Source organism: Massilia mucilaginosa, assembly GCF_011682145.1.
In the GTDB taxonomy this organism is placed as follows: domain Bacteria; phylum Pseudomonadota; class Gammaproteobacteria; order Burkholderiales; family Burkholderiaceae_D; genus Telluria_A; species Telluria_A mucilaginosa.
Genome location: NZ_WHJH01000035.1, coordinates 58,408 through 71,656 on the forward strand (window position 1 = coordinate 58,408; position 13,249 = coordinate 71,656).

14 protein-coding genes are annotated in these 13,249 nt (G+C 65.8%); all 14 read right to left on the reverse strand.

Features of this window, described 5'->3' with window-relative positions; all coding sequences use genetic code 11:
• Positions 1–69 precede the first annotated feature (69 nt).
• The 14 genes from F2P45_RS35480 to F2P45_RS23100 all read right to left on the reverse strand — a co-directional run bounded on the left by F2P45_RS35480 (position 70) and on the right by F2P45_RS23100 (position 12,858).
• Positions 70–444 carry a hypothetical protein gene (locus F2P45_RS35480; protein WP_187367214.1) on the reverse strand — a complete coding sequence of 125 codons (375 nt, stop codon included), beginning with the start codon at positions 442–444 and terminating at the stop codon, positions 70–72.
• A gap of 82 nt (positions 445–526) precedes the next feature.
• Positions 527–772: a hypothetical protein gene (locus F2P45_RS23040; RefSeq protein WP_166880283.1), complete on the reverse strand. Its 246-nt coding sequence runs from the start codon at positions 770–772 to the stop codon at positions 527–529.
• Between the two features lie 11 nt (positions 773–783).
• Complete coding sequence (locus F2P45_RS23045; protein ID WP_166880285.1) at positions 784–1,953, reverse strand: ABC transporter permease family protein; 1,170 nt, start codon at positions 1,951–1,953, stop codon at positions 784–786.
• A 25-nt stretch (positions 1,954–1,978) separates the two neighbouring features.
• The gene (locus F2P45_RS23050; RefSeq protein WP_166880287.1) at positions 1,979–3,106 is read right to left on the reverse strand and encodes a hypothetical protein; all 1,128 of its coding nucleotides are present in this window, start codon (positions 3,104–3,106) and stop codon (positions 1,979–1,981) included.
• Complete coding sequence (locus F2P45_RS23055) at positions 3,103–3,828, reverse strand: ABC transporter ATP-binding protein (RefSeq protein WP_166880289.1); 726 nt, start codon at positions 3,826–3,828, stop codon at positions 3,103–3,105. The genes F2P45_RS23050 and F2P45_RS23055 overlap by 4 nt, the downstream gene beginning before the upstream one ends.
• Positions 3,825–4,907: an efflux RND transporter periplasmic adaptor subunit gene (locus F2P45_RS23060; RefSeq protein ID WP_166880291.1), complete on the reverse strand. Its 1,083-nt coding sequence runs from the start codon at positions 4,905–4,907 to the stop codon at positions 3,825–3,827. The genes F2P45_RS23055 and F2P45_RS23060 overlap by 4 nt, the downstream gene beginning before the upstream one ends.
• Positions 4,908–4,916: 9 nt before the next feature.
• A complete protein-coding gene (locus tag F2P45_RS23065; RefSeq protein ID WP_166880293.1) occupies positions 4,917–5,549 on the reverse strand; it encodes a hypothetical protein in 633 nt (210 codons plus the stop codon).
• Positions 5,546–7,690 carry a hypothetical protein gene (locus F2P45_RS23070; protein WP_166880295.1) on the reverse strand — a complete coding sequence of 715 codons (2,145 nt, stop codon included), beginning with the start codon at positions 7,688–7,690 and terminating at the stop codon, positions 5,546–5,548. The genes F2P45_RS23065 and F2P45_RS23070 overlap by 4 nt, the downstream gene beginning before the upstream one ends.
• Positions 7,678–8,298 (reverse strand): hypothetical protein, encoded by a 621-nt coding sequence (locus tag F2P45_RS23075; protein WP_166880297.1) that lies wholly within the window; start codon positions 8,296–8,298, stop codon positions 7,678–7,680. The genes F2P45_RS23070 and F2P45_RS23075 overlap by 13 nt, the downstream gene beginning before the upstream one ends.
• Before the next feature lies 1 nt (position 8,299).
• Positions 8,300–9,625, reverse strand: a complete 1,326-nt coding sequence (locus F2P45_RS23080; protein WP_166880299.1) for a YcaO-like family protein — start codon at positions 9,623–9,625, stop codon at positions 8,300–8,302.
• Complete coding sequence (locus F2P45_RS23085) at positions 9,615–10,469, reverse strand: hypothetical protein (RefSeq protein WP_166880301.1); 855 nt, start codon at positions 10,467–10,469, stop codon at positions 9,615–9,617. Before F2P45_RS23085 ends, F2P45_RS23080 begins: the two co-directional genes overlap by 11 nt.
• Positions 10,470–10,472: 3 nt before the next feature.
• Positions 10,473–11,393 (reverse strand): ABC transporter permease, encoded by a 921-nt coding sequence (locus F2P45_RS23090; protein WP_166880303.1) that lies wholly within the window; start codon positions 11,391–11,393, stop codon positions 10,473–10,475.
• A 144-nt stretch (positions 11,394–11,537) separates the two neighbouring features.
• The gene (locus F2P45_RS23095) at positions 11,538–12,497 is read right to left on the reverse strand and encodes an ABC transporter ATP-binding protein (RefSeq protein WP_223164812.1); all 960 of its coding nucleotides are present in this window, start codon (positions 12,495–12,497) and stop codon (positions 11,538–11,540) included.
• A gap of 124 nt (positions 12,498–12,621) precedes the next feature.
• A complete protein-coding gene (locus tag F2P45_RS23100; RefSeq protein ID WP_166880306.1) occupies positions 12,622–12,858 on the reverse strand; it encodes a thiocillin family RiPP in 237 nt (78 codons plus the stop codon).
• Positions 12,859–13,249 lie beyond the last annotated feature (391 nt).

Below are 13,249 nucleotides of genomic sequence, written 5' to 3' on the forward strand. Positions count from 1 at the left end.
ACAACGTGAAAAAACCATAATTTCCTATTGTAAATATTATAGTTGACAGGCAAAAGAGTTGACAATGAATTAATTAGAAGGGCGGTGCAAATTTGGAAAGATGCCTGATCGGACAGCTTGGCCGCGCCGCCACGGTGTCCCGCATGCGGCCTCAATCGCCACCGGCAGGGAAGTGCCGATGCCGCCCTGGATGCCGTGGATGCGCTGGCGCACCGGGCGTACCTTGCCGTCGTCTTCCAGCGGGGCGGCGCGCCACGGCGCACCGAAGGTGGTGCCGCGGTGGATGGTGCGGTGGATGTTCACGTCGGTCGGCACGGCCGGCTTGCTGGCGCGCGGGTGCATGCGGCGCATATGGCAGCCGTGCGGCGCGGAGGAGATGGTCGACCCGACCCGGTTGATCTCGGCCATCAACGGGTGGAACCGGCTGGCGGCGGGATTTGGCAAATTGGCGGCGTAGGACGGGGTGGCCGGGAACGGCCGGCATGGTCCGCAGCCGCTTGCGCGGGTGCCGGTGCTTGCGCCCCGATTACCACTCGGGCGGGCGATCCCGGCGCCTGCGCGCGCGGCTGACCAGCATGTAAATGACGTAGCCGCTCAAGGCCAGCAGCAGCAACATGCTGATGATGATGAGCGGCGCCGGCAGCTTGTCGGCGCCGGCATTGTCTCGCAGCGGCACGATAATCCCGAAGTAAATACCGCTGAACAAACCTCCCAAGCCAAAGATGCTGCCGAGAATGATCCCCAGCAGGCTGGCGCGCGATTTGGACGACATGGCGATTCTCCTTAACGTTGGCGATCCTGGAACGCACGCTGCGCCGGCAACCACGCGAAGGTGCAGGCGCCGACGGCGGCGCCCATGACCAGGGTCAGCACCACGCCCGAGGGCGACGCGGGCAAACCGATGCTGATCGCGCCGGAAGGCAGCAGGCTTTGCAGCTGCAGATTGTGACAAAACAAGGCGTACAGCAGCACCGCCAGCCCGGCCGCGACAATGCCGATCGCACATCCTTCGGCGATTTCTCCGAGGCGCACCGCGAGCGGCAGGAAGCCAAGCTGCAGCACGATCTGGCGCACCCTGTCGCGCTCGATCTCCAAGGCAAGTGCGATCGTATGGATGCCGAAGCCGGTGCATGTCACCGTCAACACCAGAAAGGCAATCCAGAATGTGTTCAACTGCGACTGAAGGTGGGCCACGAAGCGGCCGCCATAGTCGTTCAGTTGCAGCAGTTCGAAGCGGCTTCCTTGGACTTGCTCGCTCAGGCGGCGCACCTCGGCCAGTTGAACGGGATCGAGCGTCATGCTCACGGAGCTGACCATATCGCTGACCTCGAAGTGCTGCTCCAAGGCCGGCAGCGTACTGTACATCTCCACCTCCCGGCTCACGCCCGCACGCTGCGCCACCCCGACGACGCGCCACTCGACGTGCCCCAGTTTCAGCACGGGGCCCGCCTTGCGCTCTGCAACCCATGCGTTCAGCGCCGGGCTCAGCAGCAACTCGCGCCGGCCCGGCAAGGGCAGCCGTCCTTCAATCAAGGTCAGCCCGGCCAGGCCGCCGTTGTCATCGGCTGGCAGACCCCGCATCAGGGCCGGCACCCGATCCTCATCTAGCTCGCCGAGCACGATGTCGGCAGGCAGGACCAGCGCCGCGTGCAGCGGTTCGCTGCGCAATGCCGGCGAGGCCGAAAAGCCGGTGCGCAGCTGTTCGTAGGCGGACAGCGGAATGAAGCTGCGCATTTCCGTGCCCGCGCCCGCCGCCAGCATCAGGTAGGCGTCCGCGGCCGCCGCCGGCTTGGCGCGGTCGAGCGCTTCGGACAGATTCATGCCGGTGACAAACGTCAGGGCGCTGGCGCAGATGCTGATCATGACCAGGACCAGGCGCAGCGGGCTGCGGCGGTAGCTGCGCAGCCACAGCAGGAACATCATGGGAGTCTGGCGCAGGGAGGAGGTGTGCATGGCGGGTCCGGAATGGCTGTCGCACTCAATCGATGGTGTCGCTGAACAAGTCATTGACGTCAAGGCGGGCGATCACGGATGTCACCGCGGTCCAGGCCGACAGCGCGACCAGGATGCCGGCCGCCGCCGCCGCTTGCAGCGCCGCCGCCGGCACCTCGATGCGCAGCCAGAGCAGGTTGTCGAACAGGTAGCTGCCCGCCGCAAAGGCAAGCACGAAGCCGCCCGCGCCGATCAGCAGGCCGCCAGCGAGCGCGAGGCGCATTCCGTGGAAGAGCAGGGGAAGCTTGCGCTGTCCGACCACCAGCAACAGCGCCAGGCTGGCCCGGTAATGCAGGGCCAGCAGGTTGCCGCACAGTGCCGGCAGCAACAGCGCCGCTGCCAGGGTCATGCAAAAGGCGATATACACCAGCTGGCGCAGATCGATCAAGTCGTTCATGAAACCGGATGCGGCCGGCAGGAAATCGGTGCTGCGGGTAGCCGGGGTTTCATGGGCAAACAGGGCGTCGAGTGCGCGCCGCGCTTGCGCCTTGTCCACGTGCTCGCGCAGGCGCACGTGAAAACTCGCCACCACTGCGCGATAGGTGGGCAAGGCGAGGTCGGCGAAATCACGTCCGAGCATGACGCAGGTCGTGCATTTCAATTCGTTGTCGGCGCCGAAGGTGCCGGCGATATAGAACTCCTGATTGCTTTCGGCGTCGCCCGAAAACAGGCGCGCGGCGACCATCTTCCCGACCGCGAGCTGTTGTTTTTCCAGCAGGGCGGCGCTGACCAGCACGGCGTCGCGCCGTTGCTGCCAGCGCGCCAGGGCGGCGATGTCGGGCCCGAGGCGTGGGAATGTGGCGGCAACCTGGTCCTTGTCGACGATCACCCCGGTAAACACGTGCCGCTCATTGGCCAGGAACAGGGCCACCGAACTGTACTCGGTCACGCTGGCGACCAGCGGCGACGCCTGGATGCGCGCGATATACGTGCGCGGCAGCAGGTTGGACGGGGAGAGGGCATTGCTGACCGTGATCATGCGGTCGTCCGCTTTGGCAAAGCGCGGATGCCAGTAGGAATTTCCGGCGAGCAAAGCGGTACACGTGGCCAACAGCACGGCCAGGGTTGCCAGGCTGGCGCCAAGGGCGCGGTGGCGAAGGAGCAGGCCGATCATGGCGCATGCCCCTGGAGCGCGCCGTTATGCAGATACAGGCGCCGCGTGGCCTGGCGCGCGAGCGACTCGTTGTGCGTGACCAGCACCACCGCGCGCCGGTGCGCGTGGGCGAAGGTGTGGAGCAGTTCGAATATCTGCTGTCCGGCCTGTTCTCCCAGGCTGCCGGTGGGTTCGTCGCACAGCAGAAGCGAGGGCGCCCCGACGATGGCGCGCGCAATGGCCACCCGTTGCTGCTCGCCGCCGGACAGGGTGGCGGGCATGGCCGCGCGCTTCGACTCCAGGCCCATCAGCGCCAGCGCCGCCTGCGCCTGGCACCGCCTTTGCTGGCGCGGCATGCGCCGCAGCTTGAGGGGCAGTTCGACATTTTCCTGGGCATCGAGGAAGGGCACCAGGTTGAAGCGTTGAAAGACGAAGCCGATGCTGCGCGCGCGCAGTTGCGCCAGCTGGCGCCGATTGCGAAAGTCGACTATTTCGCCGCCGCAGCGCAGGGTGCCGGCGTCCGGTGTTTCCAGCGTGCCGAGGATCTTGAGCAGCGTGCTCTTGCCGGCGCCCGAGGGGGCCGTAATGGCCAGCACTTCGCCCAGGCCGACGCTGACCTGCACGGCGCCCAGGACGGTCTCCCTGCCGGCGGCGGACTGGAACGACTTGCAGATGCCGTGCGCCTGCATGAACGGCTGGGCGGCCTGCGCGTCTTGGGAAGTGTCGATGGTGGAGTCGCTCATGGGTTCTCGCGGGTGCGGCGTGGGGGCGCCGCGCAACGCTTGTCGCCGGGGCGCACGAACTGCACGTCGACGCTGGTTTCAAGGATGGGCAACACGCGGATCGGTTGCAGCGGGACCAGGATGGCGTTGACAGCACCGCGCTGGCGATCGGCGGTGCTGCTGATGCGGTCGAGCCGGAACGGGAGCGCGTGAATCTGTTCCGGTTGCGCCACCGACGAGACCAGCGCGCAAGCGGCGCGCTGCAATTGCGGAAGCAAGCGCTCCTGTACCGATACGTGCACTTCCAGGGTGGCTGGATTGAGCAGCGACAGCAAGCCGCTGCGGATATAGCTGCCGCCGTTGGTGGGCGAGACGACTTCGCCGACGCGCGCGTTCTGCGCCACCACCACCCCGGAAAACGGGGCGCGGATGGCGTATTCGCGCTGGGTTTCGCGAAAACCGTCGAGGTTGGCGAGGGCGTCGCCGATCTTGCTGTGCGATCGGGTCAGTTCGAGGACGGCCTGCTCGTGCCGCAGGTCGGCTTCGGCCATGGCCTTGCGGGTGCCGAAGCCGCGCGCCATCAGGCTGGCCTGGCGCTGCTGTTCGTCGCGCGCCTGGCGCACGTCGAGCGCCGCCTTTTGCGATGCGAGCCGCTCGGCGGCGAGCCGCTGCTGTGCCGAGCGTACATCGCTGTCGCCCCGCATATTGCTCAGTTCCACCAGGAGCTCCCCCTTCTTGACGGTGCTGCCTTCGCTGACCCGTATGGTCTTTACCCGCGCCAGCACCGTGGCGGAAATCTGCACCATCTCGTGGGCCGAGAAAAAGCCGGACATCGTCAATCCGGCGGCGCCGGGATCGCTCGCGGCGGGCGGCGCGGGGCGGGGGGGCGCGGGGACGGCCGGCGCGGCGGGCGCCGGGGCGCGCTGCCAGTATGCCGCGGCGGCGATGAGGGCGAGCGCCAGTGCCGCCGCCCATGCGAACGCGCGCCTCGGCCGATGGCCGGCCGGGGCGTCACGCGCGCTGTGCTGCACCAGGCTGTGCAAGGCTTGCTGCTGGTCCGATCGGGCCTGGTCGCCATGGCGAGGTGATGTGGTTTGCATGAGTGGCCTTTACACGATACCGGGGCGGGAGTGCAGGAGAAGCTTGGCCGCCATCAGCAGCACGACCCCGGCGTAGACGAGTGACACGGCGGCGTACAAGGCCGCTGGCCAACGCCAGCCGCACAGCAGGCGAAACTGGCGGATACCCTGTTCCATGTCGGCGCGCGTCAGCATGCAGCAGTTCGGCAATCCAATCAGCAGGCTGACCACGAACAGTCCCTGGAGCGTGGCTGCCGGCGCGGGCGGCGCCAGGGATGCCGCGATGGCCAGGCACAGCGAACAGAGCATGTCCAGCAGCGGACCGGCGCTGTGGATCAGGAAGCGCGTATCGCTGCGTTCGAGCGACGCCTGGGCCGGGGCGTGAAATGCCGGAAGCAAGCTTGACCACCGAATCCGGCCGTCGCGCACGCCGCACCAGTGGGCGGCCCCGGCGTGCGCCAGTTCGTGCACGGCGATCCATGCCAGCAAGCCGCCAAGCGCCACGACCGGCAGCGCGCTGCGCGCCAGTGCGCCAAGGGCGATGCGGGGCAAGCCGGCCAGAGGCAGTTGCAGGAAAAACGCCAGCGACAGCGTGATTTGCCAGGCGCATAGCAAGGCCAGGACCAGCCATGCGGCGTGGAGACGCAGGCGCATGGCAGTCATGGCGTGCTCTCCCGGGCGTTGCCGAACGTGAACGCGAACAGATTGAACAGGTGCCCGCAAGATGGCGGGAGATGGTTCAGCAAATCGCTTTCGACTGCCGCACCGGAGGGGCAGCCGCGCAAGCGGCGCGACTCGATGGCCAGCCAGAAGCTGCCGATCCATTGCCCGATCAGGGTCAGCAGCTGGTCATGCCCGGCCGGCCCCTGCGTGCGGAGCACGCGCGCCAGGTCGGCCAGCATGAAAAGACGGCCCGCCGCCTGGCTGAGATTGCGCTGGGATAAAAGTTCCTGGTCCGGTCCGTCGCGCGACAGGGTACTGCCGGGGCACGGGCGCAAGCCGCCGTCGTCTTCCCACTCGTAGGTGGCGCACACGCCGGCGCGCTCGATCACGAGGATAGGGTGCAGGCTCGACAGCAAGGCGGCGGCCGCAGGGTCGCCTGGCCGCGGGCGTGCTTGCCGCAGCAGCGCGGCAATGTCCGGCACGGCCAGGTCGAGTCGGGAACAATCGCGTGCCGCGCTGCGCTGGCGCAGCAAGCGGTCGAACCGGTCCCATTGCACGGGTGCGGCGGAAACCGGAGGCAGATCGGCGCGCCACGCGAAGTTGTAGTAATGACGGCGGTGCTCGACGATGTCGCGCAGCCAGTGCGCTTCGAACGGCGTGCAGGTCGGCGTCAGCGCATGGCCGGCCACCAGCGCGGCAGCCTGGAGAAAAGCGGCGCCGAAGCCGCTGTCGAGCAGGCCAAGACTGAGCCCGGAATCGCCGTATTTTTGCCGGATTTTCTCGGTATTGGCCAGGCACACGATTTCATACTCGGCCCGGCCGGCCCCATCGAGGGGCGCTTCCGCAAGGGGCTCGATCCAGTCGACCACCGGCACATAGCGCATCAGGCGGGTACGCCGCCGCGCCTGGTCGCGCCACACGACCAGGCACTCGGCCGCCCCCAGGTTGCCGCCGCTCGGACAGATGCGGCGCCGGTTGCCGGCGGCATCGCTCCAATAGCCGAAGGCGCGCGTGATCAGTTGCAGCAGCAGGCGCTGCGGCGCAGTGGCGTTGGCCATGGATATCGCCTTGCCGGCAGCGCCATGCGGCAGCGGAAACTGCCTGGCAGCGAGGATATTCTTCGGGGCGTAATGTTGTTCATAACTTTTCACGCCGATCATGCGGCGCGGAGGAACCGCGGCCCGGCTGTGCCGTTCAAGCCGGTGCAATGACGCGGGTCGGTCCGCTGCGGCAATCGCGCAAGGCGAATCGTCGAGCGCATGCAGGCGCGCCACAGGATGGGTGCCGCAGCCGATATGCCCGTTGTCGAGCTGGTAGCGAAGGAAATTGTTCAGCAGCGAGAAGGGGGCGGCGCCGCTGTTGAGCAGCATGACGGCATGGCAGGCAATGCCCGCCCAGAGCGGCAGGGTGGCGCCCTCGACGCCGTCGCCGGCGGCGCCGGCGGCGGCGCGGTAGCACGCCATCGTGCAGCAGCCGCGGTTCGCGAGCAGCGGCCCGACATCGAGCGACAGGGCGCGCGCGCGCACGAGCAGCACAGCGGCGCCGCCGGCTTGCAGGCGCGCCACTTGCGCGTCGGGCTCCGCCGTGCCATCGAGCACGGCGATGGTCGTGCCGCAGGGCGGTGCGCCGGGCATGCAGTCGACCACATTCAAGCCGCATCCTTGCAGCGCCAGCGACAGTTCATGGCGGAAGCGGCCGGCGCCAAGCATGCCGATCGGCCGCAGGAAGGCGGCGGCCGCGTCGCTGCGGCGCCGGTGGATGCGGGTCTGGTTCATGACTTTGGCCAGGAAAGCGCAGGTGTGCGCATCGAGCGCGGCCGGCATGGGCCCGGCCGGCTGTTCGAGCAAGCCATGCTGCTGAAGCCAGCACAACAGGCGCTTGCGTTCGTACGCGGCCGCCAGATGATCGGCGCACAGTTGCTCCAGGGTGCGCGTGCCGTCGAGCTGGCGCAGGAATGCCAGCACGTCCAGCGCACCGAAGCGGCGCCCGACGACCGGCGCGCCCAGGCCGCCGACCAGCATCAGGCGCGTATCGTCGATGGCGGCCACCGCCAGCTCGCCCAGCAAGCGTGGATGGCTGGGAAACGCGTCGTCGAGTTCGGCGTCGCCGGTGAGCGCGAAACGTGGTGTCAGGCCAGCCATGTGCTCAGTTCCCCATGAAACGCGGTAAAACGCTGCGGCCCGGCGCAGGTGGTGCGGCTCGGACTGCGGCAGGTACAACCGTGCACAGGCATGATCCGGCTGCTGACAATCGCGCCGCTCGCGCTGTCGATCGCCACGCTGTCCGTGGGCGCCAGCAGGCCGCGTTCCTGGAGCAGGCACAGTTGCGCCGTCAGGTCGGCCAGGCTGGCCGGATAAGCGCGCAACTCCGCGGCGCCGGGCTGGGCCGCCAGCTTGGCCAGGAAAAACAGGGTTTCGGCGCCATACGGCTCTGGAGGCTGGCTCAGCAGGCGCCTGGAGAAGCACTGCGCGCAGATGCCCTCGGGCGAGCAGGGCGGCGCAAGCAGCACATGCCGCTCGAACGCGAAGCAGGTAAACAGCGTGGCGCGCGCAGCGAGGCGCTGCGCGGCTTCCTGCATCAGGTCGAGCCGCAAGGACGAAAACAGGGCGAACACCTGCCCTTCGAGCCGGCTGGCGGCGGCGCGCAATTGCGCCACGTCGAGCATGGTCGCCGCGCACCCGGACTGGCGCGCGGCAATGCAGGCCGCCACGCTTCGTCCAAATTCGCCGCTGTAAATAATGGTGGACATGTCAGGCAAACGGTTGGGGAAAAGGGTTGATCGTCAGGGCCGCGCCGGGCGCGATGTCGCCGCGCGCCGCCAGGAAGGCGTGAAATTGCGCCAGCCGCGCGGCACCGAGATAACGCGCGGTGGTGATCGTACTCATGGGCATCAGGCTGGGAACGAGGGCGCGAAAACTGCGCAGGCCGACCTGGCGCAACTCGTCGGAGCTCAGTTCCAGCAGCAGGATCTCGTGGCCCAGCGCTTGCGCGCGTTGTTTCAGCCAGGCCAGCTGGGCGCCCGCATGACTGTGGTCCGGTAGCGCTTGTGCGGCGTGCAGGTCGGAAAAACGCACTCTGTCGCAGCGGTCGAGGAACTCGAACGCATGGGCGCGTTCGGGGCGGGCCATGTACACCGCGCCATCTTCGATGTTCGCGCATTGCCCGGCGCTTGCGGGAACCTCCAGCTGGCCGGTGTCGAGAATCGAACTCAGGCTTGCGACCTCGCGCAGGGCCTTGTAGCACGCGTCGGCGAAGCTGGCACTGCTGGCGCAAGTGACGAGGTTGGCCGCATGCGGGTGGCATGGACGATGCCGCCGAAGATACACGGTCGGCAAGCCAAAATCGGTGGTGGTGTCGAACAGCATGTATTCCTCTTCCTGTTCGAGCAAGCTGCGCACGCCGGGTGCGAAGTGCGCCAGGCCGGTGCGGTCGAAGGCGATCTGCGGCAGCCGCCTGCGCAGCAGCCACGTCAGTGCGATCGCGTCCCTTTCCAGCACTTCGGCGGTGGCGCTCACGAGGGCGGTGGCAGGATCGTGGTGGACCGCGGTGCCGGTGGAAATGGCGGCCCAGAATCGTTCGCTGGTCCACGCGCGCGGATACAAGTGAGTCATCACGACCGGCACGTATTTCTTGTCGCCGCTGTTCAAGCTCACCGCCCCGATCCAGCGCATCGGCTCGTCCGGATCGAAGGGGTGGTATGGCTGCTCGGGCAAGGCCAGTTCGTCCGCGGAGAAGCTTGGCAGGGTGAGCCAGTCGAACGCGTCCTTGCCCAGCTCGTTGGCGCTGGCGACAATATATTCGTGCTCCAGCAACATGCATGAGCTGTACCGCTCCGCTGCTTCGCACACCGCCTTCAGGCGCGCCAGGTCAGGGTCGACGTCGGTGCCGCAGCCGCTGAGACAGGTGTTCCACAGCGGCGCCCCGCTGTAGCTGAGCGCTCCCGGCAGCAAGGCGCTCAGGTTGCCCGCGTGGCAGCCGTAACTGTGGAAAATCCGGTCTGAAAAATTGGACAGGACAATGGACCGGGGCAAGCTCAAGACCCCGCCGAACGCCCCGCACAAAGCGTCAAAGCGCATCTTGGTGCCTCCAGTGCCGTTGCAGGGCGCGCAGTGCTTGCGGCGGGAGCGCCAGCAGGATCAGATAGTCCGACTCCGCTCCGTCAAATCCCAGTTGGTTCAGCAGCAGGCGCAGCACGTCGAACCGGCTGCTTCCCTCACCGCTGGCGGCCAGAGCGTGCCCGAGCGCGCGCACCACATGATGAAACGTGGGCAGCGCGGCGGCTGGCAGGTTGGCGCTGCGCACCAGCAAGCCATCACGCTCGAGTGCGGCGCATTGCGCCAGCATCTGCGCGACCAGGCCGCCCGACAGCGTGTTGGCGAACACCAGCGGCGAGAGCCCGGCGGCCGGCTGCGGGTAGTGCGTCTCGAGTGCCGCCGTCATGGCGGTCGGCAAGGCCGTCTTCAACAGCGCCGGGTCGGCAGTCAGCAGGGGCGGCAGATGGTCGTTCAGGGCGAGCAGCGCGGCGGCGGTGCGCGGATCGGCGTGGTTTTCCAGCCACAGCGCGGCGTGCGCGGGTTGGCAACGCACGAGCGTCTGATGGGCGCCGCTGTCGCGCGCCGGAACCCGGCCGAGCAGTTCGGGGGCGCGGCAGGGTTGCGCATGGTTGAGCGCGTCGATCGTCGTTTCAGCCCATCCGACCAGCACATTGCGCGCGTTGCGCGACGAATATCCAGGCAGGTAAACCAGGACCCGCGCCTCACTGGCGGGCTGGGCAAAGCTGCGCAGGGTGGCGACGACGCGCGCGTGCGGCAACTGCGCCAGGAGCGCATGCAAGCGCGCCAGCAAAGGCGACAGCAGGCTGTTCTGGCGTCCCACGCGCAACTGCAGCGCGTAGGCGTGGGCGGCGGGAAGCGGCTGCATGGTCTATTGCTCCGCCGTATAGCGAAAACCCTTCAAGGTCCAGTACGCCATGACGGCCGTAAACAGCAGCAGGAACGCGACCGAGGTGGCGACGCTGAAACTGGGCGGATAGTCGAGCATGGTCTGGCGCAGCAGGTTGACGCAATGAGTTGCCGGCAGGAAAAATGCGACAAGGCGAGTCGCCGGATAGTGGGTATTCGGGAAGATCAGATCGCCCATGAAGATCATCAGTAAATTGAGGATGGTGAACAGGTGAATGCCGCTGGAATAGGACCGCAGGTTGCTTCCGAGTGCGATCCCCAGGCTGAGCAGGCTCAGGCTGGACACGCAGGCCACCGCGATGCTCGCGATAATCGTCGGCCAGCTCAGCTTGAGCCCGAGCAGATAGTCGCCCAGCAGCACGAACAGAACGGACTGCCCCAGCGCCAGCAGCAACTTGGTCGTGGCCTCCGCCGAGAAGATGAGGTAGAGCGGGACCGGGAACAGCCTGAACAGGCGCAAGGTGCCTTTGGAACGGTCGCTGAGCAGCTTGGCGCCGGTCGTGAACAGCGCCAGGTTCATGAGCGACATGATCAGCAATCCAGGCAGGAAAGCGAACGACATGGCGCCGTCGGCGGCCACCCGGACCGCATACGCGGGGGGCGTGCCGGGGGCCGACAGTGCGACCGCCACGAGCTCTGCGATCGCCTTGTTCTGTTCCAGCGCATAAATGGTCGGGGTGGGGGCGCCGGCGTCCTGGCTCAGGACCAGCCTGGCATTGCCGTCGCGTACATTCTGCGCCGCGCTGCCGCTGATCGGGACGATCTGGAGCCCGGGCGGCCGCGTCTGTTCGATGCGCTTGAGCACGTCCGGCGCGACCGACCCCGTGCTTCCCATGGTGATCGGCAGCGGCCCGCTATTGGCGTAATAGGTAAAGCTCGACATCAGCAGAAATCCGAGAGGAATCACCAGGGTCATCGCGAGCGAGGTCAGGCTTCTGTGATAAAAGGCCAGCGAAAGGCGGGAGAATCTCAGGAAAATCGGCCATAACGGTGGCGCGACAACTGCGCAATGCATTGGTCAGGTTCCTTAGTTGGCAATCACGCTCAAATACACATCTTCCAGCGAAGGTTGAGTAACCACCAGGTTGAGTCGTAGTCCATTGGTTTGCTCAAGCAGCAAAATCGCGCCGATCAAGCCGGCCGCCTGATGGGAGGCGCATGAAATCATGTGTTGCTGGCCATGCAAGGTCAATGGCGCGTCCGCCGGGAGCGATTCTTTCAGCTCCTCGACCAGCCATGCGGGGGCGGTGAATTTGATCGAGATGCGGCAAGCGTGCTGTTGCAGCAGCTCCTGGGCGTTGCCGCTCATGCGTATTTTGCCGTTATCGATAAAATAGATGCGGTCGCACAGCTCCATCGCTTCTTCCATGTGATGGGTGGCGATGACGCCGGAAAAATTGCGCTGCTGCTTCCTGAGCAGCAAAGCGTCCCACACGGCGCGGCGCGACCGCACATCGAGCGCCGAGGTCGGCTCGTCCAGTACAAGCAGCGACTTGTCGCCATACAAGGCGGCGAAAATACTCAATCTCTGGGTCTGGCCCGCCGACAGGTCGCCTATCTGCTGCGTCAGCAAGTGGGCAAGGCCAAGCTGGGTGATCAGCCCTTGTTTGTCGGGATCGGCGGGATACATATGTTGATAGAGATCGCATAACTGCCCCACCGTTAATTCGGACGGAAGAGCGTAGCGCTGGAACACGATGCCGATCCTGCCACGTTCACCCGGGTTGAGCAGGGCCGGTCTTTTTCCGAAGATCGATACCAGGCCCGAACTTGGCTCCTGCAAGCCCTCGAGAATTTCGAGCAGGGTTGTCTTGCCGGCGCCGTTCGGGCCCAGCAACCCGATCACTTCGCCGTGGGCGATGTGGACCGTCACCCGGTCGAGCGCAATCTTGTCGCCGTATAGCTTGCTGACGTCGGTGAAGGCGACAGCGTGGAACTCGGGCCGATGGTTCGCAACGTGGTTCATATGCATGTTAAGGCGGGACACTCATTCTCCCTCGTCGTCGCTGACGCGCGCGCCGAAGCGTCTCCGAGCCGGGACAGTGGATGAATGATGGGGGCGGCATCGATTCCACCTGTGCGCCTGGAACCGATGCCATGAAGAATTGCGACTATATCGGCAAGGTTGGCGTTCGCGGCCCGTCGCAATTGGCGGAACCGAATGAACCGACAGTGCCGATGCAGCCGCCGGCAGTGCCAAACGTGCCGGCGGTCCCGGCTGTGTTGAATGCGGCGGTCAGGGGTTGATCATGCGGCACATCGGCAGGCCCATAGGCTGCATTAGCATCTCGCGCCGCTTCCGGTGTCAAGTCATAACTATGCTTTTCGTGCAAGGTAAACAGTTCCACGTAACCTCCATTCGAAAAAGAAATTAAATACTGGTAATAGCATCAAGCATTAACAAGAGAGCTGCGATTTCCAGCGGCTAATATATATGTCATTCCAGTCCGACACTGCGAAGAACTGAAAACTTATGAAGGAAAGTATGGGAAAAGAATCCCGATCGATCAAGCGATTTTTTATAGAATTGCACCTGTGTTCGCTTTTGCAGCCACACCCGGCTCGGCCGATGTATTCACGGTGAAATACAGAAAAGATGAGCCTGTTTTTGAGTAACTATTCAGCCGCTATGCAACTGATGGGATAGGCGCGCCGACAAATGCGCGCTGTAGCACTGCGAGCATGTTGTGGCCCTGTTTTCGCAGGGTATCGAGGCAAGAACGGATGACGCAGAAATGT

Bases quoted from the DNA above. Each gene is read 5' to 3' on its own strand.
- F2P45_RS23070 (WP_166880295.1), bottom strand. From the start codon at position 7,690: ATGGCTGGCCTGACACCACGTTTCGCGCTCACCGGCGACGCCGAACTC.
- F2P45_RS23060 (WP_166880291.1), bottom strand. From the start codon at position 4,907: ATGCAAACCACATCACCTCGCCATGGCGACCAGGCCCGATCGGACCAG.
- F2P45_RS23055 (WP_166880289.1), bottom strand. From the start codon at position 3,828: ATGAGCGACTCCACCATCGACACTTCCCAAGACGCGCAGGCCGCCCAG.
- F2P45_RS23040 (WP_166880283.1), bottom strand. From the start codon at position 772: ATGTCGTCCAAATCGCGCGCCAGCCTGCTGGGGATCATTCTCGGCAGC.
- F2P45_RS23050 (WP_166880287.1), bottom strand. From the start codon at position 3,106: ATGATCGGCCTGCTCCTTCGCCACCGCGCCCTTGGCGCCAGCCTGGCA.
- F2P45_RS23090 (WP_166880303.1), bottom strand. From the start codon at position 11,393: ATGTCGAGCTTTACCTATTACGCCAATAGCGGGCCGCTGCCGATCACC.
- F2P45_RS23045 (WP_166880285.1), bottom strand. From the start codon at position 1,953: ATGCACACCTCCTCCCTGCGCCAGACTCCCATGATGTTCCTGCTGTGG.
- F2P45_RS23085 (WP_166880301.1), bottom strand. From the start codon at position 10,469: ATGCAGCCGCTTCCCGCCGCCCACGCCTACGCGCTGCAGTTGCGCGTG.
- F2P45_RS23075 (WP_166880297.1), bottom strand. From the start codon at position 8,298: ATGTCCACCATTATTTACAGCGGCGAATTTGGACGAAGCGTGGCGGCC.
- F2P45_RS23065 (WP_166880293.1), bottom strand. From the start codon at position 5,549: ATGACTGCCATGCGCCTGCGTCTCCACGCCGCATGGCTGGTCCTGGCC.
- F2P45_RS23080 (WP_166880299.1), bottom strand. From the start codon at position 9,625: ATGCGCTTTGACGCTTTGTGCGGGGCGTTCGGCGGGGTCTTGAGCTTG.